This window comes from Saliniferula longa, assembly GCF_050789285.1.
In the GTDB taxonomy this organism is placed as follows: Bacteria; Pseudomonadota; Alphaproteobacteria; order Rhodobacterales; family Rhodobacteraceae; genus CAVPWP01.
The window spans coordinates 142,974-167,086 of record NZ_JBOUVX010000004.1; the positions used below are offsets into that span (position 1 = coordinate 142,974).

Sequence of the window (24,113 nt, forward strand, 5' to 3'; positions counted from 1 at the left end):
CCGCCTATGGCGTTCTTGCGTCACCTCCGAACCATCAGAGGCCTTCACTGGCCGATGATGATGGGTGCGAGCCGAAAGGCTCTGAGCGGTTCGGAGCCTCCTTGAAGCCAAAGGAGGATGACATGAAACTTGTCTCTCGATTTGAGGCGGCAGCGCTGAGCACAGCCGAATTGTACGGTCTGCGAAAAGAAGCGTTCATCGCCTTCACCGCCGCCCCGCGCGGCTCGCAGGAACAGCGCGAAGCGCTTGTGACGATGCGAACTATCGAAGATGAGCTGGCGACCCGTGCGCCAGGTCTCTAACCTGATGCGGCTGGCCGAGAGGTCAGCCGCGAATTTTTTCACTCAATCTCCACTTAGAACATGACGATGCAAATATCTAGTCAAAGCGAAAGTTGACTTAGATGATCCGAAATCCCTTTTTCGCAGAGTAATTTTCCCGCCAGTAGATTGCCCCTGAGAGCATGCCTAGGAATGGATAAAATAGAAACCCATCTGGCCAACCTGTCTTACCATCGATTGCGCCAATCATTAAGAAACAGAAAATCCCAACTAGAGCGCCCGCAAGAACAAAAGGCCAAAGACGTTTCATATTTCTGCGGTCGAAGAGGTGGCAAACGAAAACAGCCAAGGGCATTGCTGGTATAGCGGACAATAGAAACAACGGCATAGCGAAGACAAAAAACAGTCCAGCCAACGGATGCGCTAGCGTCAACCAGAGAAATGCAGTCACAAATGCACTTATCAAAACTGAATAGATCAGTGATATTGTAATTCTCAGAATGGATATGTTCTTTTCTTCGCTATTCGTGATTCTACAATAAAATCATAGCACAGCTGCGAAGAGCCGCGCTAACTGTTTCAGACAAAATATGTGATGGGCGGAGCCGCCGCTTACGCGGCGACTCCTTCTGCTGTTTCGGCCTTGGCTTGGAAGCCGTGCAGGAAGTCTGCTGCCTTCTGGGCGTGGGCGGCTGCCGAGAAGATCGCCCGCTTGTCGGATCGCAGAACCTTGAGCCAGCTCTGGATATAGGCGGCATGATCTGTGCCAGCCTCGGGGGTCAGACCAAGATCGGCACACAGGAACGCCGCGCCGAGTTCGGCAACCAGCTCTTCGCGGGCGTAGCCTTCATCGCCCCATTTCTTGCGCCCGAATTCGCGGTCAAGGCGCTTGGGGTGCTTCGTCCAGTGCGTCAGCTCATGCGCCAAGGTCGCATAGTAGGCCTCGGGGCTGCGGAAACACTCAAAGACGGGCATCTGCACATGATCGCTGCCGCCGCTATAGAAGGCCTGATTGCCGCCGTGCCGAACGTCTGCGCCCGTTGCCGTGAAGAAATCTTCGGCATGGTCGATGCGCTGCTCGGGGTCGATGACAGGCTCAGGCTTGACGTAGTAGTGCTCGGGCAAGCCTTCGATCTGATCGACGTTGAAGACGGTATAGGCCTTCATGAACGGGATCGTTCGTTCTGCCTCCTCTCCGTTGTCCTGTTCCTCGGTCTTGGTGATGGTGTTGGCATAGACGACAGAGTTGCCGCGCTCGCCCTTCCTGACGTGTGCGCCCAGCTCTTGGGCTTGGCGGTAGGTCATCCAGTACGGGGAGCAAAAGCCTGCTTCCATCGCCGCGCCCCACAGCATCAGGACGTTGATGCCGCTATAGGCTAGGCCGTTGTGGCGCAGGGGCTTGGTCACGCGCCCGTCCATATTGCCAGCGCTCCACGGCTTGAGCCATGTAAGCTCGCCCTGCTCCAGATCAGCGATGATCTTGTCTGTGACTTTCTGATAAACGTCTTGTTTCATTTCTTTTTCTCCTTTGTTTGGTTGCGCATGCAACCGAACTGCCCCTCTGGCGAAGAGAAGGGGGAGACCGTCCAGACCGCAGACGGCGGTGGGGGATCACCCGTCCTGCACGAAGCGACCTGTCCGCCGAAGCCTTGGCGAAGGCGAAGGCGGAAGCGAAGGAAGGATGGGGAAACCGCGGACTGCGCCCGAAGGGCTTGGACTTGACGGCGAAGGGGGGCGCAGACCCCAAAACAAAAGAAGGGAAAGTCAGCCCGCGAGGGCTGGCATCAGATCAGCGCAAGGGATGGAAGCCGCATTGCCGAGACCGCCGCAGGCGGGCTCGGTTTACGACAGCCCGACCCGAAGCGGTGCGCCCAATAATGACATAGATATCTTAACTAGAACCGCCATCCTTGATCTTCCATGAACTCCTCAAGATTCATGCAAGGAACCCCAAGATGAGCGCAGATATTCGGAATCTTGGCGGCACGAGGTTGATTGGCTTCTAAGGTGACAACCGACCGAGCGCTGGCATGCGCCTTGGCGATCACAAAAGGATCAGCATTAAGCCCCCCCTTCTGAATTTTCTTCATTTCAATATTCTGACGGAAGTGTGGAACACTGTAGATATCGCGAATCACTAAAGCTTCTTCAGCGGTGGGCGTTGTGAACATGCTGCCGTTGGCTGCAACCCAATCCTCATCAGCATGTGCATAAACTTCGAGTTCCCTTCTCACCTCGCGCGTTGAAGTTACCACACCATCAGCCACAAGATCCTCGAATTGCGCCCAAAGGGTAGGAAAGCGCCCTCTGTAGAAATGACGAAAAAGATTAGAAAGGGGAGAGGTATCAAATACGTACATCTAAACCACCTTTCTCGCGAAGTAGCTTTCCAGCTTTGGAAGGTTCTTCACTTTTGTGTCTAGATAATCAGCAAGCTGAGGCTCAGATATCCTATTCTGGTAATACCGCGAGAAGGCCAAATTGATGTAGTTCGTGCCCAAGTAGGCAATTTTTGTCCAGTAGTGATTGCCGCCGCTGCCTTCTTGCCGCTGTTGGCTCCACCTTTTCGCCGCCTCTAGGTACTCCCCTTCAGTGATTTGCCCTCGATCCAAGAAGCGACGGAATACCGATTCTCGCGATACATGGTACCGATTTGCAATTAGCGTAGCCGTTTCTTCTGAAGCTGGAAGGGTTGCCGTATCCGCCTCAAAAAGCTCAGAAGGGAGCAAGAATTCTGCGGCGAACTGATTACAAATCACCTCTATGCGACGGTCATCGGGAAGAAGAGCTTCTGTATGCTCATCGCTCAGCGTATTGATACCGCTGGTGTGAAACAGCAAATGAGAAAGCTCGTGGAAAAGGGTAAATATCTGACGCGTTTTGACAGAATTATTAACATATATTAAGGGAAAAACCTCGTCATAAAGACAGAATCCCGAATAGAAGTCATTTCGGAAAGCATCCTTGAACACTGCGACGCCATAGGTATCCAAGACATCTCTCCAAGCGTCAAAGGCTTCCTCACTATTGCTCCAGCCAATCTGAGTTGCAATCGGAACATTCAAATAATTGCGCACCACTTGCGCCATCTCGCTTATGTTCACATCGAGATCAAATCGCAAATCATCTAGAATAAACTTGGCGGCTGGATTTCTGCCTTCATTCAGCTCGGAAAGGTTGATTTGGAGCGCCTTGGCTTTCCTCAGTAGAAAACGCACCTCACGCGGAAGTGCGTCAAAATGGACGTCTGGAAGGGTGCGAAAGGATTCGCGGATAGGCGGGACATTGGGCGGCTCCGGAAAAAAGAATATAGCAACGGGCACTTTGAATGTTTCAGAAAGGCGTTCTAGTTGCGGATATGTTGGAAAAGACTCCCCTCTTTCCCAATCTTCAATGTTGCGAAAATCATCGAGCAGCTCTTCGATCGAGAACTGCGCACGCTCTCGTGCCCAGCGGAGGACTTCAGGCGTTATAGGAATTTGCTCTTTAGCCATGCCGTGAATCTTCCCTCTCTGCACCCAAACTGCCGTCTCGCGCCTCCCTAAGTGCTCGATTGAAAAAATGCCTTGTGGCTTTGTCTCTCGCTTCCGCATCAGTCAGCACGATGTTCCGCATCTCGTTGTCTTTCTGGAACATCTTGATCGCCCCTTGAAAGAAGGCTTGGGCAAAAGCGGTATAGACTACATCGGGTGGGTTATTGCGCAGCATTTCAGTAAGATCGTCATCCATGATGTCACGGTTGACCTGCTCGAAGCGGATCATGTCGGCCTCGCTGAAGTTGGTTCCGTGGCGGTCATTGAACGCCTTGACGATCTCGGAAAGTTCTTTCTGTTCGTCCTCGGTATAGGGCTTTGCACCGAATTCACTGATTGCCTTCAGCGCTGCGCGGTCGCCAGGGGAAAGTGACGCGCTGCCCTGTTCCTTCTGTTCCACCTTGAAGGCCTGAAGGCGCAGCATTTCATCGGTGATCTCAATTTCGGGCGGCACTTCGCGGTTGGGAAGCAAGCGGGCAAGCCATGCGCCGTATGAATACAGCTTCTCAATGCTTGTATCTTCTAGCTTCATGATCTGCGCGATAAAGCTGTAGAAGCGCATATAGCTCTTCAGGAGCTGGCGAAACTCCTCCTGACGGCCTTCGTCTTCATCAGCGTCAAAGCGCCCGACGGCCTCGCGCACCAAGCCCTCAAGGCGGGCACGGTCGCCACCGTCAAGCGCACCCTTGAAGTAGGTTTGGGCGAAGCGCTCTATCTCGTCCTTGTCGAGATAGCCGAACTTGAAGAGCCGACCTTCGAGATCATAGACCAGATTTGGATCGGAATTCGCTTCCAACGCCGTGACTTCATAAAAGGGGCGGAACGCAGTCTGGATGTCCTCCACGGTGTTCTGGAAGTCGAGGATGTAGGTCTGATCTTTGCCTTGTCGGGTGCGGTTCAGGCGCGAAAGGGTCTGCACCGCCTGCAAGCCTGCCAGCTTCCGATCAACATACATCGCGCACAGCTTAGGTTGATCGAATCCAGTCTGGTACTTCTCGGCGACGATCAGAATTTGGTATTGATCGGGGAAAGGCGAACCATCAGGTTTGAAGCCGTCGAAGCGGTTGGGAAGCTCGGTTTCGGCGAAGTCGTTGAGGTCAGCTTCGGTGTAGGTCTCGCCCTCGTAGTTTAGCTCTCCCGAGAAGGCGACAAGTGCTTTCAGATCATCATAGCCTTGGGCTTTAATGTAGTCGCGCACCCCGAAGTAGTAGCGGAGCGCATGGTCGCGGCTGCTGGCCACGATCATGGCTTTCGCCTGTCCGTCCAACATTCCCATGACATGGCGGCGGAAATGCTCGACAATGATCTCAACCTTTTGGCCGATGGCGGTCGGGTGCAGATTGGCATATCGGGCGACCTTTCGCTGCCCGCGCCGTCCGCTGAGGGCAGGATCGTCTTCGATGGCTTTTTCAAGCTGATAGTAGGCTTTGTAGGTCATGTAGTTCTGGAGCACATCTAGAATGAAGCCTTCCTCGATGGCCTGGCGCATGGAGTACAGGTGGAAAGGATGGGGAAGCCCGTCCGCGCCTTTGATCCCAAACCGCTCCAGGGTGACATTGCGCGGTGTCGCCGTGAACGCAAAGAAGCTGATATTCGCCTGCGGACCCCGTGCCTTCTGATAGGCGGCGATGATGTCCTCGATGTCGTCGCTCGATGATGCTTCACGGGTCAGCGCATCAGTCATTGCCTGCGCTGACTTGCCCGACTGGCTGCTGTGCGCCTCATCCACGATAACGGCAAAGCTGCGCTTGCCCTGACCCGAAATCTCCTTGAGATGTTCGGTCGAAAACTTCTGGATCGTCGTAACAATGATCCGAGCCCCTTTGGCAATCGCTTCCTTGAGCTGCTTGGATGTGCCGTCGATCTTGCGCACAACTCCCTGCGTCTGCTCGAACTGCGAAACCGTTCCCTGAAGTTGCCTGTCGAGCACGATCCTGTCGGTGACGATGATCGCTGTGTCGAAGACAGGCTGGTCGGCATCGTCGTGCAGCTTGATCGCATGGTGGGCAAGCCAGCCGATGGTGTTTGACTTGCCCGATCCTGCGGAATGCTGGATCAGGTAGTTATGGCCAGCGCCGAAGTCTCTCGCATGCCCGATCAGCTTGCGAACTGCGTCGAGCTGCTGGAAGCGCGGGAAGATCATGACTTCGCTCTTCCCGTTCGTCTCCAGGTGCATGAACTGCCCGATCACGTCGAGCAGGACGCCGCGCGAGAAGATCGCCTCGCCCCATGCGCCAGCGCGGTACAGGTAGGCGACGCGGAACTCGTCATCGACATCAGGATTGCCAGCTCCGCCATCACGGCCACGATTGAAGGGCAGGAAGCGGGTCTTTCCGTTCTGAAGCCGTGTCGTCATCGACACATTGTCCTCGTCGAGCGCGAAATGTACGAGCGCGCCCCGCTTGAAGGTCAAGAGCGGCTCGCTTGCTGGGGCGCGATCAGTCCGATACTGCCGCTCGGCGTGACGGAACGTCGAGCCCGTGAGAAGGTTCTTGGCCTCCATCGTCACGATAGGCAGGCCGTTCAGGAAGAGCACCACATCAAGACGGTTGCCGTGCTTGGTGCTGTACTCAACCTCTTTCATGGCCGAGAGGATATTGGCCTGATATTCGGCGATGCGCTTAGGCTCCAAGCCGCTTGCAGGGCGAAAATAGCAGAGGGCGAACTTGATGCCTGGCACGATCTTGATGCCCTGCCGAAGAACGTCGAGCAGACCGCGATCTTTCAATGCTTTTTCAAGCTGCTTGAAGAACGTTTCCTCCGCTGACGCGGTGTAGTGACCTACTAGCCTAGACCATTCGTCGGGCTGCGTCTCCTTCACGAAGCGAAGAGCAAGCGCCTTGTCCATTGCCAGCGCGCGGTCATAGTCGATAACGGGATCGCGCCGCTCATAGCCTTCGTCTTTGGCAAGGCATTCAATCAGATGATCTTGAAGAACCTGCTCCTTGTGGAGGTTGTGCGCAGATACGCTCATTGTGCGGACTTCCCTTCTCCGCACGCTACCATTGCGATGGTTCCAACGAGAGCGACGTTCAAAGCCGTCATGGCGGACTGAAAGTGATGAAGATTGACATGGAACTCGCCATCGACGGGGATATCCGCTTTGGCGCTCTTGTCGTATGTCATGTTGTATCGAAAGGCGGTCGAGTTGGGGTCAATTCCGCCCAATTCCTTCATACGTGTGATGATCCATTCAGGACAATCTGCGTCGAATTCTTCCTTGATGAATGCGCGGTATTCTTCTGCAAGAGAGTCTAGGCTGTGCGTCTTCGCCGCGTCCAGCATGACCGCTTTCAAGAACAGCTCTATCGAGTGCCTGTAGAGATAGAGTATAGGGTTCGCGACCTCGGAGTCCGCAACATCCTGATGCTTAATGCTTTCGACCAGGTAATGGGCGGCGTTGAAATACTGCTGACCGAGTTGCTGATACTTCTGATTAGCCATCCCGCCGACCATGAAGCCAAGCGGCTCCGACCACTGGCTCGGACGTTCAAGCGCTGCGGTCGGTTCCTCAAACAGAGGACGGTGCATCTGGTCTTCGTTGAACCCTGTCATCCCAACATCGCCTCTTCGATCTCATCAAGACGGCGGTCGGCGTGACCTCGCTTGCCCCATGTCGCCACGTCGATCTGACCCGTGACGGCAGCAATAGTCAGGGCTGAACTGTATTCTTTAAGCCGCTTGACGGATAGATTGGTTTTTCCTTTCAATTCATCAAATCGCGCGATTTCTTTATCAAGAAAGCTAGCGATCACCTCTTGTTCATCGGGTGGAGGAACGGGCATTCCCAACGCCTTCAGATCAGTCTGCGAGATTTTCATTCGGATGGTGTTAAGCTTACCTGTACCACTAAGTTTGATGAGAATCCCCTTACCATACCGTAGGAGTCCACGCTGAAATCCCGAGTTCAGAAAAATCTTTTCAAAGTATGGGACGTGAGCTGATTTATCTATCGGATACAGTGCATAATATACAGGGCTAATCGCCCCCAGCCATTGTGAGCGGCCAACTGCGCCAACGATTACGTTCATGCTGTTAAGTACGATATCCCCAGGAAAAGCCAACTTATAAGCCGACAGATCATCCTTGCGCTTGTTGCCTCCTGTTTTCTCCTCCTCTGAATAAAGCGTAACGCCGTGCGCTATCGATAATGATAGAATCTGCTCAGTGCGAACAGGATCGTTCTTCTCGTTCCTAAATGAAAAAATTGTACCCAGGCGCCGCGTCTTCCAGTGTTTAGGAATTGAGCCTATCCAGTCGATTCCAGTGTCATACAAATCTGCGCTTGGATTTAGACCCTTGGTCGCAAAGTGCGCAATCTGCGCCGCTTGCTTCTCTTCTAAGAGGCCGACAAAACGCTGCTTCTTCTCCACTAGCTGGTCGATGCGGGCGGTCTCGCGGTCGAGAAAATCTGCAATGGCTTTCTGAGTGTCAGTGTCAGGCGCTGCAATCCAGTCGTTCGGAAAGTCGGAGAACTTAATCGATTGACGAACGCCACCACCAAGGGAGTAGTAGTATTTTGCAAGGTCGAGGCCAAGAAGCGTGTAAGCCCAGAAACGAGGATCATGACCCTTTTTAAGCTCCAAAGCATCGTATGCGGACGTGATTATCCCGCGTTCCTTCACCAAACCTTGACGGAGACTACGTTTGTCGTTCTGAAGGTCGGTAAGCCGCATGACGATGTTGCCTGGCTCCACGACTTGGTAGGTTTCAAAGCTTTCTGGCAAGAGCCCTTCAGCGGAATCAATATCTTTCCGAATAACTCTGCCGTAGCTCAGCGAAAGTAGGTTGTCTTCCCGCATTCCGATGTTCTTGTAGCCCTTCCGCACCCGAAGCACACGATGGAGTTTGTTCAAGCTCCATTCGACAGGTGGCGGTGACGAGTGGACACGCTCTTGAAGGGTAATCACGCTGCCACCTCCTTCAGTAGCCCCGCGATTTGGGATTCTAGCGCCTTAAGCTCGGCGTCAATCTCATCAAGTGGACGGGGCGGCACATACTGGTAAAAATAGCGGTTGAAGTTGATCTCATAACCGACACGCCCGACTTTTTTGTCCGTGCTGTCCGTATGGCTCTCATCAACCCATGCGTCGGGCACAAAGGGCAGGACTTCGCGCTCAAGGTAGTCGCGCCAATCCTCGGACAGCGGCACAAGCTCATGGTCACGCAGATCGCTGTCGGCCTCGGGCTTGCCATCCTTGTCTGTGCAGATGTCGGCTTCGTCATCCCGCTCGGACAAAGCGGACAGGATCGCCTTTTTGATCGGTGCACCAATCTTGAGCCCTGTGGCTTTCAATGCCTTGTTGAGAACTTTCTCGAAGGCGCTACGATTGGTGAAGAGTTGACCTTCAATGGTTTGAAGTGCGGCCTCGATAGCCGTTTGGTCGGCCTTGTCTTGCCGTGCGTAGGGCTTCTGGTCGGCTAGGCGGGCGAGCCGTTCGGCGCTGACCTGAAAGTTCAGCTTCAGCGGACGCTCGACGCGGACTTCGCGATAACCGAAGTCCGCAATGTCGAAGATGCGGGAGACTTCGCCTTCGTCGCCCTCTCCGTTCAGGAAGCCAGCATAGATGCGTACGATTTCTTCGCGCGCTTCGTCGGTGATTTCGCGGCGCTTCGATCCAAGTGACTTCCGCATGGACTTCCAGAAGCGCTCGCCTGATGCGTCGATGAGCTGTACCTTCCCCTTGCGAGCGGCGGGCTTGCGATTAGTCAGGAGCCAGACATAGGTCTGGATTCCCGTGTTGTAAAAAAGGTCGGTAGGCAAGGCCACGATGGCCTCGACCCAATCATTTTCCAGCATCCAGCGGCGGATTTCACTCTCGCCTGAACCCGCGCCGCCAGTGAAGAGCGGCGACCCGTTCATGACGATGCCAATGCGCGAGCCAGTTTCATCTTCACGCATCTTTGAGATCATGTGCTGCAGGAAGAGAAGCTGGCCGTCGGAGATACGTGGCGTACCTGCTCCGAAGCGGCCATCGAAGCCCATCGTTTCGGCCTCTTCCTTGATCGGGTCTTGGTACTTCTTCCAATCCACCCCATAAGGTGGGTTGGAAAGCATATAGTGGAACTTCTTGCCCTTGTGAGCGTCCTGGGTGAGCGTGTTTCCGAAAGCGATCTGTTCGGGGTCGTGGCCTGTGACGAGCATATCCGACTTACAGATCGCGAAAGATTCGGGGTTCAACTCCTGACCGAAAAGCTCGACGCGGATCGAAGGGTTGAATTCCTTGAGCGCTTCCTCAGTGAGTGCCAGCATACCGCCTGTTCCGCATGCGGGGTCATACACTTGGCGAATGATGCCGCGCCCTGTCAGTTTGGCGTCATCATTGGCGATAAGTAGATCAACGATGAGGCGGATCACTTCGCGGGGAGTGAAGTGTTCCCCTGCCGTTTCATTCGAGATTTCTGAAAAGCGGCGGATCAACTCTTCGAAGAGATAACCCATTTCAAGGTTGCTGATCTTGCTCGGGTGTAGATCGATCTCCGCGAAGCGTTCGAAGACATTCCAAAGTATGCCTCCATCCTTAAGGCGCTTGAGCTGGTCGGTGAAAAGGAACTTGTCCAGAAAAATATCGCGGACGTTGCCCGAAAACTTGGTGATGTAGTCCACCATGTTCTGGTGGAGCTGGCGCGGGTCTTGCCCCTTCAGCTTGGTGAAGGTGAAGGCAGAAAGGTTATAGACCTTAACATTGCCGCCGACCGCACCGAACATAATCATATCGCGGGTCGCATCGTCCACACCTTCGGGCAAAGATTTCGCGGCCTCGAGAACCGCATCCTTGCTGTCTTCGAGGATGCAGTCGAGACGGCGCAGTACAACGAATGGCAGGATAACTTTGCCATACTCTGACTGCTTGAAATCGCCGCGAAGGATTTCGGCCACCGACCAAACGAATGCCCCGAGGTTCTGGATGTCTGCTTGTGCCACGTGAGCTGCTCCTACCCGTTGTACTTTTTGGCGAAGATAGCAGCCATATGCGGTATGTGCATCCACAAACGGGCGCGAGCTCGACTTATCCACAGGGCGATCCTCAGTCTTGGTCAGCAACCGTGAGTAGCGCCCTTCCAACCAGCGCAAGCTTGGTCGGGGGTCTCGGGGCAGAGTGTCCCCGAGTCGATGGGTGGTGCAGGTAGGGAGAGCGATGTCTCCCTCCTGGTCAGGGTTCCAAGGGGCTCGAAGGCTCCTTGGTCGATGGGATGGTTCCAAGGAAGGGCAGCGCGAAGGCTCCCTTCCCTTGGTCTCGACGAAGTCGTCTCCATGAAGTGGTCTGGATGAAGTCCTCATGGGGGTATCGGGGGAGCAGGAACGCTCCCCTGATTGGTGATGCAACGGCCAGACGGTGCGAGTGGGTTTCAAGGGGCGCGATAGCCCCTGATCCTCCTGACGGGATCGATGGGTGCAGGGAGAGCGAAGTCTCCCGCGAGTGATTGAACGGCGATACGTTCTGCTGGCTCTGGATGGGGTCGATCCCCTGACAGAGCCACAGCCTGGGGGATGCAACGGGGGTACGCAGTAGCCCCCTTGCCAAGATGGTTTTGTACTACAAAACACATCTTGCGGTATCGCCTTTCGGCTCCCGTAGGGCTTTGTACTACAAAGGATTGTTGCGGCGCACCAAGGCGCGCCACTCTTGTACTACAGCACCCTCAACTGACGCTGAGGATGCTGGAAAGACGGGGCTCAACCTTCGCCCGTAGCAGCTCGATCAGGGCAGGATCGCCCCGCTCGTACTCATCAGGGATGTGGAGCGTGATGATCCTGCTGTCGGCTGGGCGCTGCTTGTACTTCGATCTGATCCGCTCGCGGTGGTGGGTCTCCATGGCGAAGATCAGATCGGCGCTGGCGACAAGCTCCTTGGTCAGCGGCCTCGGCGCTGCCGAATCCGTGCCCGCCGACAACGCCTCGATGCCAGGGTAGTCCCTGAACACGTCCTCGGCTGTCGGGCTGCGGAGCTTGTTGGCGGTGCAGACGAACAGGACTTTCATGGCGGCAAGTCTACCTCATCCTGCTGCGCTGCGGAATCCCCTGCCTCGTGCTCTGCCTCGTCCTGGGCGGCATCCTCGATCCGCACAAGCTCGACCTCATAGTCGGGATGCAGCGGATTCGAGTGGGTCAGGCTTGATGGCCGTCCGATGCCGCCATTGAAATTGAGCTCGCCCCGCAAGGTCAGCGGATCGTCCGCGACCTTGTAAAGGCGATAGAGCCGCGTTTCGAGAACGGTTCGCGTTGCCATGAAATAGCGCGGCACGTCTCGGTCGGAATGACCGAAAGCGACGATGACCCCTGCCTCGGCTTCGCGCGGCAGGTCTTCGGGGAATTCCTCGATCTCGGGATCGACGGAAAAATTGATGATGGCTTCCGAGACAAGCAAGGCCTCGGATTTGGGCATCGGCTTCATCTCGATCACGGCATAAGGGACGCGCGAGATCATCGGCTTCATGGGTGCGGCAGAAAACTCGCCCCATTGGTTTAGCTGCATGACTTCCCTGAATCCGTCATGGCCGTGGGCGCGCCTGTCGGTGCTGGCGTAAACGCGGTAGCGCCCGATCAGACCATCGATCCGCTCCGCGCGCTTGATGCTGCGCGTGAAGAAATGGGCAAGTGTCGCCGCGCTCTGCTCGATCAAAGGCGGCGGGACGCTGCCAAGATAGCGGGCAAGGGCATCGATGAAATCGTCGGGCTGCCGATGCCTGCCCTGAAAGAAGCGCTCAACGCGCTTTCGGCCTGCATCCAAATCCAGCGGGAACTGCGTCTTTCTCGTGATGTCATCGGCGAGTGCCTGGGCGCTGAGCTTCATGGCCGTGCTGTATTCCTGCAAGGCGGCGCGCAGCCGCTCCCGCTCTTCATCGGAATAGTGAACGTACCGATCAGCCACTGTGCCGTGTCCATGTTGTGTCCGAGACGAATCCCGAATTCCCGTATTCATAGGAGGCCAGCACCTGAACCCGCGTCAACCGAAGGAGAGACGCAAATGGCTGGCAAGACCCCTCAGAACGGATCGCCGACCGCAGCCCTGCTGCTGGGCGTGTCGTTCTTCGCGGTCGCGAGCTACTGGCCGCATGTCATGGGCAGCGCGGGTGCTGCCGATGATCTCTATACGGGCTTCTTCAAGCTCGTGGGTGCAATCGCCGCGCTCGGCGGCATCGGCGGATACTATAAGGCCTGGCAGCAGTACCAGAAGCGCAAGGCCACCGAAGCGCTCTCGGGCACCTTCGGCGAAGCCGCGTTCGCAACCCTCGATGAGTGCCGCGATGCTGACCTTCTGAACCCGAACGGGCTGTATCTTGGCCTGCTGGATGGCGAGGCTCTGTTCTACAGCGGCAAGGCGCATCTTCTGACCTGCGCGCCCGCGCGGCAGGGCAAGGGCATCGGCGTCGTCATCCCGAACCTGCTGCACTATCAGGGCTCGGTCATCGTCACCGATCCAAAGGGCGAGCTCGCGGCCGTCACGGCGGCGCACCGCCGCGAGCGCTTCGGCCAGGATGTTGCGGTCTTCAATCCGTGGGGGCTACACGGCCTGCCGCAGCACCGCATCAACCCGCTGGATAACGTGATCGCCATTGCAGGCGATCCCGCCCGCCAGCGCGGCCTGACCGATGAGGTCAAGGCGATTGTCATGCAGCTCTATCCTGAGCCCGAAGACACGCGGAACCAGTTCTTCCGCGAGGGTGCGCGCGCCATCATGCGCGCGGTGCTGCTGTATCTCGCGGTCTGCGCGCCGTCCCGCTGCACCCTGCCCGAGATGTGGCGCATCATCGGCAATCCGCTGCGTCTTGAGCGCGCGATTGCCGCCATGCGCCGCGAAGATGTGCTGGGCGGGATCCTCGCCGATCTTGGCGATGATCTCGCACACCAGATGGAAGATAACGCCGATCTGTTCGGCGACTTCCGCTCGGGCGCTGTCCAGCACCTCTCGATCTTCGAGCCTGGCGGGTATCTGGCGGATGCAGTCAGCGGATCGGACATATCCCTTGCCGATCTGAAGACGGGAAGAGTGACGCTGTATCTTGCCTTCCCGCCTGATCGCATCGCCTCGCACGGCGCGGCGCTCGGCCTGATCGTCAATCAGGCGATCACAACGGTCGCGCGCTCGAAAGAGCGCGGCGAGGTTCTGTTCCTGCTCGATGAGTTCGCCAATATCGGCAAGCTCGCTGGGCTCGCCGAAAGCCTGACCACGCTGCCTGGGCTGGGCGTTCGGGTCTGGATGATCGTGCAGGAGCTCGCGGAGCTCGTGCGCCTCTACGGCCAGCACACGGCCAAGACCATCCAGTCGCAGGCCGAAGTGCGCCAGTTCTTCGCCGTCAATAGCGCGGAGCTTGCGCAGTCCCTTTCGCGCGAGCTCGGCCAGAGGACGGTGAAGACGCGCAACCATAATCTCGGGCGCTTTGACACCGACGAGATCGGCGAAAGCCTGTCCGAGACGGGTCAGCCGCTCATTCGGCCTGAAGAGATCATGCATCTCGGCCAGGGGCAGCAACTCCTGCTGGTCAAGGGCATCAAGCCGATCCTCGGCGAGCGCATGCCGTTCTGGTTCTTCGCGCCCTGGCGCGAATGGGCATCGGTGAACCCTGTCGAGGGCGATTTTCCAAATGTGAAGCCGCTCGTGCGGCTCGCCTACACCGCAAAGAAGGAGGCGAAGAAATGAGCAAGTTCGAGGTCAAGGTTATTGGCGGCAAGCCGCCAAAGCGGCCTGAAGGCGCGTTCAAGCGGCTGCGCCGCCGTATCGGCGGGGCGATCACGGCTGTCCTGCTGCGTCCTAGTATCGTCGTTCTCGCTGGCCTCTCGGGGTTTGTCGTGATGATCGGCACCCCGCATGTGGGCTGGGATTACCAGTGCAGACACGCAATGCGCGGCTTCGGCACCTGCGAGTCCGTCTCGTGGTGCGCCTATTACGGTATCCAAGGTCGCCGCGTGGTGCGCCCCGAAATCGGCGCGCGCTGCCAGCTCGTGACCTTCCTGCCGCCTGACTGGAACAAGCTGATCGAAGGAGTCCTGGGATGAAAAATGAGACGTTCGCAATCGAGCTGGGTGCCGTTCATTTGAACAAGCTCGAACGGCTCGCCGAACATTTCGGCCATGAGAACAAGGGAAAATACGCACTGATCCTCTTCGAGCATGCCATCAAAGAAGCCGAGATGTGGATGCGCGCCGATCTTTACGCAAAGCATGAGCGGATAATCATCGATCTCGAAGAGGCAGAGCGCAGAAACTGGGAAGAATATCTTGCCCGAGACGATGATTGGGATGGCCTGTGTGACGATGACATCCCCTTCTGAAACGCCCAGAATTTGCGGCTTTGCGCGTAATTCTGATAAAATAAAAGTGGGTATTGAAAAATACCCATCTCCCAAAAAGGAGATGACTATGAAAGATGAATTCAATAATTCGGAGCGCGGTGGCGTTCCCGAGACCGCCGCCGCGCATCCGAAGCGGATCGTGACGGTCGATGTCGAAAAGTACCAAGCCTATCTGGACGGCTCGGGCATGACCGATGCGGAGAAGACAGCGTATCTGGAAGCCCTCTGGTCGCTCATCGTGTCCTTTGTCGATCTGGGCTTCGGGGTGCATCCGCTGCAAGAAGTCTGTGGAAAACCCGAAACGCCCTGCGGTGAGGGTGCCAAAGAGGCCTTCGATGGGGTAAGCTCGGAGACATCCAACACAGAAGAAAAGGACAATGGATTCAAGCCCTGACGGGCGGATCGGAGGCAAGATGCACAGTTACGAGGACAAGGATCAGGACATAACCAAGGCCGTCATTTACTGCCGTGTGTCGAGCGCGAAGCAAACAGTGCGCGGCGACGGCCTCGGTTCGCAAGAAACCCGCTGCCGCGAGTTTGCCAAATACAAGGGCTATGATGTTGTCGAGGTCTTCCGTGACGACACGTCTGGAAGCCTCACCTCCCGCCCAGGCATGCAAGCCATGCTGGCCTATCTGAACGCGCGCCGCAAAGAGGCGCATGCGGTCATCATTGATGACATCAGCCGCCTTGCGCGCGGCCTCATGGCTCACTTCGAGCTGCGGGTGAAGATCAGCGATGCGGGCGGTGTCCTTGTCAGCCCGTCCATCGAGTTCGGCGAGGATTCGGACTCTCAGCTTGTCGAGAACCTGCTGGCGTCCGTCTCGCAGCATCAGCGCCAGAAGAATGGCGAGCAAACCAAGAACCGCATGCGGGCGCGGGTGCAGAATGGCTATTGGGTTTTTCAGGCTCCTGTAGGCTATCGTTACGAACGGGTGAGCGGTCACGGCAAGCTACTGGTGCGTGATGAGCCCAATGCGTCGGCATTGCAGGAAGCGCTCGAAGGCTATGCCTCGGGGCGCTTCGAGACGCAGGTGGAAGTGAAGCGCTTCCTGGAGCGCCAGCCGTCCTTCCCGAAAGACCTGCCGAATGGCGAGATTCGCAATCAGCGCGTCTATGACATGCTGACGCGCCCCGTCTACGCGGGCTATGTCGAAGCTCCGAATTGGGACGTGTCGCTGCGCAAGGGGCATCACGAAGGCCTCATCAGCTTTGCGACCTTCGAGAAGATACAGGCTCGCCTCAAGGGCACGGCCAAGGCTCCCGCGCGCAAGGACATCAATATGGACTTCCCGCTGCGCGGGTTCATCCTCTGCGATGATTGCAACAAGCCTCTGACGGCCTGCTGGTCGCAAGGGAAGAACCAGAAGTATCCCTACTATCTCTGCCCGACCAAGGGCTGCGAGAGCTATCGGAAGTCGATCAAGCGCGAAGAGCTGGAAGGCGAATTCGAGGACGTTCTCAAGCGTCTTGAGCCGTCACACAGCCTGTTTGCGCTGGTGAAGGCCATGTTCCGCGATGCCTGGGACATGCGCCTTGCGCAGGCCACAGACGCGAAGAAGACTCTGAAATCGCAGATCGCGTCGCTCGAAAAGCAGATAGATCAGCTTCTTGATCGTATCGTCGATGCAAGCACCGACTCGGTGGTTGCGGCGTACGAAAAGCGCATCGCCAAGCTGGAGCGCGAGAAGCTTCTGGCACAGGAACAACTCGCCGAAACGGGCGCGCCACGGCACACCCTGGAGGAGTCGTTCGAACACGCCATGACGTTTCTCGCAAACCCTTGGAAAATATGGGAAAATGCAGATTATACGCTCAAGAAAACCGTCCTGAGACTGGCTTTTGCAGAGCCTCTGCCCTACTGCCGAAATCAGGGACTTCGAACACCAAATTTGGCCTTACCCTTCAAGGTGTTAGGCCAAATTGGTGGTCAAAAATGTGAGATGGCGCGCTGGGGAGGATTCGAACCCCCGACCCCTTGATTCGTAGTCAAGTACTCTATCCAACTGAGCTACCAGCGCGCGGACGGATGGCAGATACCGACGGTCCCGCCGCTTTGCAAGGGGCAAAACCGCAAAAGACGCTCAACCGGCGTCGTCAGAGGCAGCCGGAAGAAGCGCAGGCGCGGATGGGTCGACCGCGACGGCCTTCGGCAGATAGACCCGGAACACCGTCCCCCCGGGTCCAGTCGAGACAAGGTCAAGACGCCCGCCATGTCCGCGCACCAGTTCGGCCGAAATCACCAGACCAAGACCTGAGCCGCCCTTTCGCACGCCGCCCTGAAACGGCGTGAAGAGGTGCTCGCGCGCCTTGGGCGGAAGTCCCGGCCCGGTGTCGCTGATGGTGACGGACCAGGCGCTGTCGTCCTCTCCGCCGGTGATCGCGATGCGTCCGGCTTCGCCCGTGGCCATGATCGCCTGCCGGGCGTTGCGGACAAGGTTGGCAAGAACACGGTAAAGCTGTTCTGCGTCGGCTCGGGCGACCAGTCCCGGCGGCATGTCGATCTCGAAGGTGATCGCGTGCCCCTCGCTGGCAAGCCGTTCGCCTTCGACCACGTCCGCGACGATCCCGGCCAGCGCGACGCGTTCAAGCTTCGGCGGCGGTTCCTCGGCGCGCCCGAAGGCAAGCGTGGCTTCGCACAGGTTCACCGCGCGACTGATCGAGCCCACCACCTTCGGCGCCATGCGCCGGACGGCGGGGTCCTCGCTGGCCTCGATCCGGTCCGCGAAAAGCTGGGCCGAGGTCAGGATGTTGCGCAGATCGTGGCTGATCTTGGCGACGGCCCCGCCAAGCTGTGCCAGCCGCTCTTTCTGCCGAAGCGCCCCGGTGAGGTCGGTCTGCAGCTTGCGCAGGGTCGTCTCGGCCTCGAAAAGCTCGGTCACGCCGGCCGAAGGTTCGATGATCCGCCGCGCGTCTTCGGGGGCTGCGGCGTAGCTTTGCATCGCGTCTACGACCCGCCGGATCGGCTTGACCAGGAAATGCCGCACCGCCACGAACAAGAGCGCCGCCGTGAAGATCGAGATGATGGCCGACAGAAGCAGGATCCGCAGACCGTAGTCGATCATCGCGGTCCGCAGGGGGCCGGTGTCCATCGTGACCTCGATCAGGATGCCCGCGTCTTGCACCGGGTTTCCGATGACCCGCACCACGGTGGGCTCGGGGTCGATCAGGCGGATCATGGCATCGCGGATCAGCGGCCACGCGCCCGGGTCACGAAGGTCGTAGGTGGCGCTGATCGGCGCCGGCATGGGGGACGACAGGATCAGTTCGCGCACCTCGTCGCGCCGAAGCGCCACGTTGAAGACGCCGGCGTTGCGCAGCAACTCCTGTTCAAGCTCGGCATCGATCATGTCGTTCGCCAGAAGCGCGAGCGACGCGATCTGCGCCCGCTCGAGCCGCGCCAGCATGTAATCCTCGCGGAAGCGCGCGATCGAGGGCACGAAGATGAACACTTCCGCAAGCATGACGAAAATGATCGTCAGGATCAGGAAACGTCCGGAAAGTGATTTCAGGAACATGCGCGCCCTTTGCCCGTCAGATCGTCACGGCAGAACCCTCTGCACAAAGCCGACGACCCGCTTCACCACAGGACTATCAAACAGCCTGGGCGAGAAATAGGCACCCGCGGCGCGCTTGTTAACCTCCATCAGCGTCGGATAGGGCGCCACCATGTTGGCGACCGCACTCATCTTCAGGCGGTTGGCAATGACCAGCGCCCAGAGCGAGATCAACTCGCCCGCCTGCGCGCCGACGATCGTGGCGCCGATGGGGCGGCCCTTCACGACCATCACCTTGACCAGGCCGGTGGTCTTTCCCTCGGCCACGGCGCGGTCGTTTTCATGGTAGGGAAAGCGCACGACCTCAAGCCGGGCGCCATGGGCCTTGCGCGCCGCCGCCTCGGTCAGGCCGACTTGCGCCAGTTCCGGGTCGGTGTAGGTGGCCCAGGGGATGTGATCCTCGCGCACCTTCGCGGGCAGCCCGAAGAGGATCGCGCGGATCACGACGCCCGCGTGATAGCCCGCGACATGGGTGAACTGAAGCTTTCCCGCCACGTCCCCCACCGCATAGACGCGGCGATTCGTCGTCCGCAGGTCGGGACCGACCTTCACCGCGCGGTCATGCGCGATACCCGCCGTGTCGAGGTCAAGCGTGTCGATGTTGGCCTTCCGCCCCACGGCGATCAGAAGGTGCGATCCCGTGAAGCTGCGCCCTTCACCCGCATGAACCGTGATCGCGTCGCCGTCCTTCGACACATGCTCGACCAGCGCATCCTCGGCGATCTCGACGCCCTCGTCGCGCAAACGCTGAAGGACGATCGCGGCAAGCTCGGGGTCGTCCTTGCCCAGCGCCTTTGCGCCCTCGATCACCGTGACCTTGCTGCCCAGCCGGACGTGCGCCTGCGCCATCTCCATCCCGATAGGTCCGCCCCCGATGATCAGCAGGTGATCGGGCCTGTCGCGCAGATCGAAGATCGTCTCGTTGGTGTGGAGCTCGACTTGATCGAGCCCCGGAATCGGCGGCACAAGCGGCGAAGACCCGGTCGCGATGACGAAGCGCCGCGCCTCGATCACCGTCTCGCCGGCCTGCACCTCGGTGGGCGAGATGAAGCGGCCCCAGTCCCGGATCACGCGGACGCCCAGCCCCTCGAACCGCTCCTGGCTGTCGACGGGGGCGATCGTGTCGATCACACGTCGCACGTGGTCCTTGGCGGCGGCATAGCTTACCTCGGGCAGGACCGGCGTCACGCCGAAGGGGCGTCCTGTCTGCATCGCGTGTGCGTGCTTCCCCGCCGCGATCAGCGCCTTCGAGGGCACGCAGCCAAAGTTGAGGCAATCGCCCCCCATCAGGTGGCCTTCGATCAGCACCACGCTTGCGCCCATCTGGACCGCGCCCGCCGCAACCGACAGCCCGCCCGACCCCGCGCCGATGACGCAGACATCTGTCTTGAGCCGTTCCATGCCTCAGATGTCCTTCTTGCCGCGAACGGCCTTGATGACAATCGGCAGCGCCGCCAGCGCCGCCAGCCCAAGGATCGGCAGCAGGATCTGCGGCTCGAAGAGAAGGCCAAGATCGGGGGTGGCGCCTTGCGCGAAGACTTCGCCCAGACCTGCGCCGGCCGAGGTATAGACCAGCGCGCCGGGAATGATGCCGAGGAAGGTCGTGATGACGAAGCGCGACAGCCGCACGCCGACAAGCGCCGGCACTAGGTTGGCGACGAAGAACGGCACCAGCGGCACGAGGCGGATGAGAAACAGCATCTCCCACTGGTTGCGGTCGATGCCGTCCTTGATCCGCTTCACCCGCCCTTCCGAGGCGTCCATGCGCGCGGCCAGCCGCTCGCCCAGGCCCCAGCGCGCGGCAAGAAAGATCGCCGTCGCGCCAATCGTGGCGGCCGTCACGTTGAACAGCACGCCCGGGAAAGTGCCGAAGAGGAACCCGCCCGTCAGCGTCGCGACCGTCGCACCAGGAAGCGAGAAGGCGACGATGCCCACGTAAAGCGCGATGAAGACCGCGACCGTCGAAAGGTAATGCGCGTTACGGAACGCGATCAGCGCCTCGCGGTTGGCGGCGAGCGTCTCGAACGACAGGACGTCGCGCAGGAAGAACGCACCCAGCGCCGCCACAAGAAGGATCGCGATCAGCGGCAGGCGGCGCAGCAGGCCAGTCCGGGGATCGGTGGCTGGGGCGGGGTCGGTCATCTCGCTCATTGGTCTGTCCCTCGAAGGTCGCATCGCTTGTGCCACAAGATGCTTACCTCGGGGGGCCGGCAACAGCCGGATCACGCGGCGTTGATAACCGGTGACCCGCGGCAGGGGCAACGCAGGCCGTTCGGGCCGGAATTGAAACATTCCCCGCGTCCGCCACCCGGAATGTTGCAGAACTGCGTGCGAGGTGCGTTGACTCGGGCCGGCCTTCTCCATAAAGAGCGGGCTTCGAACGCATTGGGGCTTCGCGGCGATCCGCGCCGGCTGGGGCCTGACCGACGGAGAAAAGCGATGAAGCGCACCTACCAGCCCTCGAACCTTGTCCGCAAGCGGCGGCATGGGTTCCGCGCCCGCATGGCGACCGCCGGGGGCCGCAAGGTCCTGAACGCGCGCCGGGCGAAGGGACGCAAGCGGCTGAGCGCGTAAGGCGCCAGCCCGACCGGATCGACGACATGGCACCGCCGGACGCTCGCGTGGCAGACACCGCCGAGCGCCCGGCGGTGCCTTTTCGTGTCGTGCGAATGACGGCGCGGCCGCACTTTCTGGCCGCGGCCCGCAGCCGCTGGAAGGCGATGCCGGGGCTTGTCCTGCAAGGGCGCGACGCCCGCGGCGATGCGGGCCGCGACCCCGAAGCGATCCGCGTGGGTTTCACCTGTTCGAAGAAGGTGGGCAACGCGGTCGAACGCAACCGCGCCAAGCGCCGCCTTCGCGAGGTCGCCCGCCTGATCCTGCCGAACGAAGGCCGTCCGGGCTGGGACTATGTCCTGATCGGACGGCACGAGGCGACAGATACCCGGCCCTTCGATGCGCTCTGCCGCGATCTGAGCGACGCGCTGCGCAAGATTCACGCCGCATGAACCCGCCAGGATGAGCCCGCTCGCCCATATCGTCGCCCTGCCCGTCCGGGCGTATCGGCTGGTCCTGTCGCCGTGGGTCGGCCATTCCTGCCGCTACCATCCGACCTGCTCTGCCTATGCGCTCGAGGCGCTGGAAAAGCACGGCGCGATCAAGGGCACGTGGCTGGCCGCGCGGCGGATCGGGCGGTGCCATCCCTGGGGCGGATCGGGCGTCGACAACGTGCCCGACTGAGCCGGGCACAGAAACCTCTTCCCCGAGTCACGCTTCCGTGATATCGCGCCGCCACGCGCAACACCGACAGTGAAGGAGGGCGTCTGCATGATCAGCATCACGTATCGCACCTTCCTCGCGGGGATGCGCCGTGGGGGCGATTGCCCCCGGGCCTAGGCCCGCACCCTGCCCGCCGTCAGTGACCTGACCGCCGGCAGTCCTTCCTGACCCGCAACCGGACCAGCCAGATCGCGTGCTTCCGCGCCTCGGGACCGGTCCGTTTCCAATCTGAAAAAGGAGTCCGCCTGCCGTCGTGCAGCGGGAAAAGACCATGATCGCAACGTTGAAACCTGGACCAACCCACCCCTCCCGCACCGCCGTGGAGGCCCTGATCGAGGATCTCGGCCCGCGCCGCGTCCTGATGATCGCCGCCGCGGCGCTGCTGCGCGAGATGACGCGGCCCCGTCCGCCGTCGGCGCACGAGTTGAGCGACCATCTGCGCAGGGACATCGGCTTGGCGCCACATGCGCCGCCCCCATTGCCAAGGGGTCCGGTCCTCTAGACGAAGCGGCGCGCGGGTGGACGACCCTTCCGCGCGCCGCACACCCACGAGGGCGGGGCAGACGGACGACTATCGCTTCTCGAAGAAGATCACGACCTCGCCGACCTTCAGGCCGAATCGCTCCATATAGGCGATGTTCAGAAGCCGATCGTCGGACAGAAGCCACATCCAATCGTCGAAGGTTACGCGCACCGTCTCGCCGCCGGACACCGGCAGGTCGATCGTGTAGCCCCAGTTGAAGGTGTCGCCGGCCTCGGTGCCGGTTGCGACGCCCTGAACCCCGGGTGCCGTGCCTTCCCAGGTGTCGTCGCCTGTCTTGCGCAGGGTCCAGACCCGGCGCTCGGTCGACGCGTCCTCGTAGACGAAATCCTCGACCAGGGTCAGCGTCTCGCCGTCCCACGTGCCGTCGATGTCGACGACAAAACGGCGCGTGACGCGGCCAAGGATGTCCTTGAACTGCCCATAGGCGACAAGGTCGCCCTCGAAGAATTCCTCGAGGTTCAGCTGACGGTCCGAAAGCGGCTCCTGGTCAAGGCTCGGGCGGGCCGAGCAGGCGGCAAGCACGACAAGGGCGGCAAGGGCGAGAAGGCGCATGATCTCTCCTGATCTTTGTAGTTCTACGATCCGGCGCGCCCGTCGGATGACCCGCCGGGTCTTTGCGGCGTCCGCGAATTCTGACATACGCCCCCTGTCCCCCGGAGACCGGCCCATGCTTGACGACGCAGACGACATCCACCCGCTGTTTCACGGCGCGCCCTCGACAACCGAATTCCGCAAGCTGCGAAAGCGCATCGTCCGCGAAACCCGCGAGGCGATCGACCGCTACGGCATGGTCGAGCGAGGCGCGCGCTGGCTTGTCTGCCTGTCGGGCGGCAAGGACAGCTACACCCTTCTGGCCGCGCTTCACGAACTGAAGTGGCGCGGGCTTCTGCCGGTCGACATCCTGGCCTGCAACCTTGACCAGGGGCAGCCCGGGTTTCCCGCGACGGTCCTGCCCGAGTTCCTTGCGCGGATGGGCGTCCCGCACCGGATCGAGTATCAGGACACCTATTCCATCGTCGTCGACAAGGTGCCGCAGGGGCGGACCTACTGCGCGCTTTGCTCGCGCCTGCGTCGGGGAAACCTGTACCGGATCGCGCGCGAGGAAGGCTGCTCTGCCGTCGTGCTTGGCCATCACCGCGACGACATCCTCGAAACCTTCTTCCTCAACCTGTTTCATGGCGGCAAGCTGGCCACGATGCCGCCAAAGCTTCTGAACGACGATGGCGACCTGTTCGTGCTTCGCCCCCTGGCCCACGTCGCGGAAGAGGATTGCGACCGTTTCGCGCGGTCGATGAACTATCCGATCATCCCCTGCGACCTTTGCGGCAGCCAGGACGGGCTTCAGCGCCAGGTGATCAAGTCCATGCTCGACGACTGGGAACGCCGGGCGCCCGGGCGGCGGCAAAAGATGTTCTCGGCCCTGATGAACGCGCGGCCCTCGCATCTTCTCGACCCGGGGCTTTTCGATTTCGCCGGCCTTGGCCGGCGCGACGACACGGCTGACCCCGACAGATAAAATCCACGGCAAATCGGACCGCCCGGATTAACCGGCTGCTGACGTCCCGCGCCCTAGCGTGCCGGCGACCCGGGGGCATGGGGCCCGTCCGGACCTGCCCGAGGGGATGCC

The 24,113-nt window shown here is 59.5% G+C and carries 24 protein-coding genes and 1 tRNA gene; 10 read left to right on the plus strand and 15 right to left on the minus strand.

Features of this window, described 5'->3' with window-relative positions; translation table 11 throughout:
• Positions 1–44: 44 nt before the first annotated feature.
• The 10 genes from ACRDNQ_RS17105 to ACRDNQ_RS17150 form a co-directional block, all read right to left on the minus strand.
• Positions 45–344 carry a hypothetical protein gene (locus ACRDNQ_RS17105; RefSeq protein ID WP_431829926.1) on the minus strand — a complete coding sequence of 100 codons (300 nt, stop codon included), beginning with the start codon at positions 342–344 and terminating at the stop codon, positions 45–47.
• 549 nt (positions 345–893) lie between these two features.
• Positions 894–1,796, minus strand: coding sequence for an ArdC family protein (locus ACRDNQ_RS17110; RefSeq protein WP_431829927.1), 903 nt, complete (start codon positions 1,794–1,796; stop codon positions 894–896).
• A 380-nt stretch (positions 1,797–2,176) separates the two neighbouring features.
• Positions 2,177–2,641 (minus strand): PIN domain-containing protein, encoded by a 465-nt coding sequence (locus ACRDNQ_RS17115; protein WP_431829928.1) that lies wholly within the window; start codon positions 2,639–2,641, stop codon positions 2,177–2,179.
• Positions 2,642–3,775, minus strand: a complete 1,134-nt coding sequence (locus tag ACRDNQ_RS17120) for a helix-turn-helix domain-containing protein (protein WP_431829929.1) — start codon at positions 3,773–3,775, stop codon at positions 2,642–2,644.
• Complete coding sequence (locus ACRDNQ_RS17125) at positions 3,768–6,788, minus strand: type I restriction endonuclease subunit R (RefSeq protein ID WP_431829930.1); 3,021 nt, start codon at positions 6,786–6,788, stop codon at positions 3,768–3,770. Before ACRDNQ_RS17125 ends, ACRDNQ_RS17120 begins: the two co-directional genes overlap by 8 nt.
• Positions 6,785–7,369 carry a hypothetical protein gene (locus ACRDNQ_RS17130; protein ID WP_431829931.1) on the minus strand — a complete coding sequence of 195 codons (585 nt, stop codon included), beginning with the start codon at positions 7,367–7,369 and terminating at the stop codon, positions 6,785–6,787. Before ACRDNQ_RS17130 ends, ACRDNQ_RS17125 begins: the two co-directional genes overlap by 4 nt.
• Positions 7,366–8,724 (minus strand): restriction endonuclease subunit S, encoded by a 1,359-nt coding sequence (locus ACRDNQ_RS17135; RefSeq protein WP_431829932.1) that lies wholly within the window; start codon positions 8,722–8,724, stop codon positions 7,366–7,368. The genes ACRDNQ_RS17130 and ACRDNQ_RS17135 overlap by 4 nt, the downstream gene beginning before the upstream one ends.
• Complete coding sequence (locus tag ACRDNQ_RS17140; RefSeq protein ID WP_431829933.1) at positions 8,721–10,739, minus strand: type I restriction-modification system subunit M; 2,019 nt, start codon at positions 10,737–10,739, stop codon at positions 8,721–8,723. Before ACRDNQ_RS17140 ends, ACRDNQ_RS17135 begins: the two co-directional genes overlap by 4 nt.
• 719 nt (positions 10,740–11,458) lie before the next feature.
• Positions 11,459–11,797, minus strand: coding sequence for a low molecular weight protein tyrosine phosphatase family protein (locus ACRDNQ_RS17145; protein WP_431829934.1), 339 nt, complete (start codon positions 11,795–11,797; stop codon positions 11,459–11,461).
• Complete coding sequence (locus ACRDNQ_RS17150) at positions 11,794–12,687, minus strand: hypothetical protein (protein ID WP_431829935.1); 894 nt, start codon at positions 12,685–12,687, stop codon at positions 11,794–11,796. The genes ACRDNQ_RS17145 and ACRDNQ_RS17150 overlap by 4 nt, the downstream gene beginning before the upstream one ends.
• Before the next feature lie 96 nt (positions 12,688–12,783).
• On the opposite strand from ACRDNQ_RS17150, the gene ACRDNQ_RS17155 reads away from it, so the two are divergent.
• From ACRDNQ_RS17155 to ACRDNQ_RS17175, 5 genes are all read left to right on the plus strand, one after another.
• The gene (locus tag ACRDNQ_RS17155; protein ID WP_431829936.1) at positions 12,784–14,457 is read left to right on the plus strand and encodes a type IV secretory system conjugative DNA transfer family protein; all 1,674 of its coding nucleotides are present in this window, start codon (positions 12,784–12,786) and stop codon (positions 14,455–14,457) included.
• Entirely contained in the window at positions 14,454–14,813 is a 360-nt protein-coding gene (locus ACRDNQ_RS17160; protein ID WP_431829937.1) for a hypothetical protein, read from the plus strand. Before ACRDNQ_RS17155 ends, ACRDNQ_RS17160 begins: the two co-directional genes overlap by 4 nt.
• The gene (locus ACRDNQ_RS17165; RefSeq protein WP_431829938.1) at positions 14,810–15,088 is read left to right on the plus strand and encodes a hypothetical protein; all 279 of its coding nucleotides are present in this window, start codon (positions 14,810–14,812) and stop codon (positions 15,086–15,088) included. Before ACRDNQ_RS17160 ends, ACRDNQ_RS17165 begins: the two co-directional genes overlap by 4 nt.
• Positions 15,089–15,176: 88 nt before the next feature.
• A complete protein-coding gene (locus ACRDNQ_RS17170; RefSeq protein WP_431829939.1) occupies positions 15,177–15,503 on the plus strand; it encodes a hypothetical protein in 327 nt (108 codons plus the stop codon).
• 19 nt (positions 15,504–15,522) lie between these two features.
• On the plus strand, positions 15,523–17,091 hold the full coding sequence (locus tag ACRDNQ_RS17175; RefSeq protein WP_431829940.1) for a recombinase family protein: 1,569 nt from the start codon (positions 15,523–15,525) through the stop codon (positions 17,089–17,091).
• Here ACRDNQ_RS17175 and ACRDNQ_RS17180 read toward each other — a convergent pair.
• From ACRDNQ_RS17180 to ACRDNQ_RS17195, 4 genes are all read right to left on the minus strand, one after another.
• Positions 17,054–17,130, minus strand: a tRNA-Arg gene (locus tag ACRDNQ_RS17180). The genes ACRDNQ_RS17175 and ACRDNQ_RS17180 overlap by 38 nt on opposite strands.
• A gap of 63 nt (positions 17,131–17,193) precedes the next feature.
• Positions 17,194–18,627: a sensor histidine kinase gene (locus tag ACRDNQ_RS17185; RefSeq protein ID WP_431829941.1), complete on the minus strand. Its 1,434-nt coding sequence runs from the start codon at positions 18,625–18,627 to the stop codon at positions 17,194–17,196.
• A 24-nt stretch (positions 18,628–18,651) separates the two neighbouring features.
• On the minus strand, positions 18,652–20,067 hold the full coding sequence (locus ACRDNQ_RS17190; protein WP_431829942.1) for a dihydrolipoyl dehydrogenase family protein: 1,416 nt from the start codon (positions 20,065–20,067) through the stop codon (positions 18,652–18,654).
• Between the two features lie 3 nt (positions 20,068–20,070).
• On the minus strand, positions 20,071–20,808 hold the full coding sequence (locus ACRDNQ_RS17195; RefSeq protein WP_431830196.1) for a TVP38/TMEM64 family protein: 738 nt from the start codon (positions 20,806–20,808) through the stop codon (positions 20,071–20,073).
• Positions 20,809–21,105: 297 nt separating this feature from the next.
• On the opposite strand from ACRDNQ_RS17195, the gene rpmH reads away from it, so the two are divergent.
• From rpmH to ACRDNQ_RS17215, 4 genes are all read left to right on the plus strand, one after another.
• The gene (gene rpmH, locus ACRDNQ_RS17200; protein ID WP_431829943.1) at positions 21,106–21,240 is read left to right on the plus strand and encodes a 50S ribosomal protein L34; all 135 of its coding nucleotides are present in this window, start codon (positions 21,106–21,108) and stop codon (positions 21,238–21,240) included.
• 26 nt (positions 21,241–21,266) lie between these two features.
• Positions 21,267–21,671: a ribonuclease P protein component gene (gene rnpA, locus ACRDNQ_RS17205; protein ID WP_431829944.1), complete on the plus strand. Its 405-nt coding sequence runs from the start codon at positions 21,267–21,269 to the stop codon at positions 21,669–21,671.
• A 10-nt stretch (positions 21,672–21,681) separates the two neighbouring features.
• Entirely contained in the window at positions 21,682–21,903 is a 222-nt protein-coding gene (gene yidD, locus ACRDNQ_RS17210; protein ID WP_431829945.1) for a membrane protein insertion efficiency factor YidD, read from the plus strand.
• Between the two features lie 310 nt (positions 21,904–22,213).
• A complete protein-coding gene (locus tag ACRDNQ_RS17215; RefSeq protein ID WP_431829946.1) occupies positions 22,214–22,444 on the plus strand; it encodes a hypothetical protein in 231 nt (76 codons plus the stop codon).
• A 69-nt stretch (positions 22,445–22,513) separates the two neighbouring features.
• Here the strand turns inward: ACRDNQ_RS17215 and ACRDNQ_RS17220 are convergent, their stop codons facing one another.
• On the minus strand, positions 22,514–23,038 hold the full coding sequence (locus ACRDNQ_RS17220) for a DUF3833 domain-containing protein (RefSeq protein ID WP_431829947.1): 525 nt from the start codon (positions 23,036–23,038) through the stop codon (positions 22,514–22,516).
• A gap of 115 nt (positions 23,039–23,153) precedes the next feature.
• Between ACRDNQ_RS17220 and ttcA the strand changes: the two genes are divergently transcribed.
• Complete coding sequence (ttcA, locus tag ACRDNQ_RS17225; protein ID WP_431829948.1) at positions 23,154–24,002, plus strand: tRNA 2-thiocytidine(32) synthetase TtcA; 849 nt, start codon at positions 23,154–23,156, stop codon at positions 24,000–24,002.
• Positions 24,003–24,113 lie beyond the last annotated feature (111 nt).

Bases quoted from the DNA above. Each gene is read 5' to 3' on its own strand.
- ACRDNQ_RS17220 (WP_431829947.1), bottom strand. From the start codon at position 23,038: ATGCGCCTTCTCGCCCTTGCCGCCCTTGTCGTGCTTGCCGCCTGCTCG.
- ACRDNQ_RS17155 (WP_431829936.1), top strand. From the start codon at position 12,784: ATGGCTGGCAAGACCCCTCAGAACGGATCGCCGACCGCAGCCCTGCTG.
- ACRDNQ_RS17110 (WP_431829927.1), bottom strand. From the start codon at position 1,796: ATGAAACAAGACGTTTATCAGAAAGTCACAGACAAGATCATCGCTGAT.
- ACRDNQ_RS17190 (WP_431829942.1), bottom strand. From the start codon at position 20,067: ATGGAACGGCTCAAGACAGATGTCTGCGTCATCGGCGCGGGGTCGGGC.
- rpmH (WP_431829943.1), top strand. From the start codon at position 21,106: ATGAAGCGCACCTACCAGCCCTCGAACCTTGTCCGCAAGCGGCGGCAT.
- ACRDNQ_RS17115 (WP_431829928.1), bottom strand. From the start codon at position 2,641: ATGTACGTATTTGATACCTCTCCCCTTTCTAATCTTTTTCGTCATTTC.
- ACRDNQ_RS17125 (WP_431829930.1), bottom strand. From the start codon at position 6,788: ATGAGCGTATCTGCGCACAACCTCCACAAGGAGCAGGTTCTTCAAGAT.
- ACRDNQ_RS17160 (WP_431829937.1), top strand. From the start codon at position 14,454: ATGAGCAAGTTCGAGGTCAAGGTTATTGGCGGCAAGCCGCCAAAGCGG.
- ACRDNQ_RS17215 (WP_431829946.1), top strand. From the start codon at position 22,214: ATGATCGCAACGTTGAAACCTGGACCAACCCACCCCTCCCGCACCGCC.
- yidD (WP_431829945.1), top strand. From the start codon at position 21,682: ATGAGCCCGCTCGCCCATATCGTCGCCCTGCCCGTCCGGGCGTATCGG.
- ACRDNQ_RS17165 (WP_431829938.1), top strand. From the start codon at position 14,810: ATGAAAAATGAGACGTTCGCAATCGAGCTGGGTGCCGTTCATTTGAAC.
- ACRDNQ_RS17185 (WP_431829941.1), bottom strand. From the start codon at position 18,627: ATGTTCCTGAAATCACTTTCCGGACGTTTCCTGATCCTGACGATCATT.
- ACRDNQ_RS17130 (WP_431829931.1), bottom strand. From the start codon at position 7,369: ATGACAGGGTTCAACGAAGACCAGATGCACCGTCCTCTGTTTGAGGAA.
- ACRDNQ_RS17170 (WP_431829939.1), top strand. From the start codon at position 15,177: ATGAAAGATGAATTCAATAATTCGGAGCGCGGTGGCGTTCCCGAGACC.
- ACRDNQ_RS17145 (WP_431829934.1), bottom strand. From the start codon at position 11,797: ATGAAAGTCCTGTTCGTCTGCACCGCCAACAAGCTCCGCAGCCCGACA.
- ACRDNQ_RS17120 (WP_431829929.1), bottom strand. From the start codon at position 3,775: ATGGCTAAAGAGCAAATTCCTATAACGCCTGAAGTCCTCCGCTGGGCA.
- rnpA (WP_431829944.1), top strand. From the start codon at position 21,267: ATGGCACCGCCGGACGCTCGCGTGGCAGACACCGCCGAGCGCCCGGCG.
- ttcA (WP_431829948.1), top strand. From the start codon at position 23,154: ATGCTTGACGACGCAGACGACATCCACCCGCTGTTTCACGGCGCGCCC.
- ACRDNQ_RS17195 (WP_431830196.1), bottom strand. From the start codon at position 20,808: ATGACCGACCCCGCCCCAGCCACCGATCCCCGGACTGGCCTGCTGCGC.
- ACRDNQ_RS17175 (WP_431829940.1), top strand. From the start codon at position 15,523: ATGCACAGTTACGAGGACAAGGATCAGGACATAACCAAGGCCGTCATT.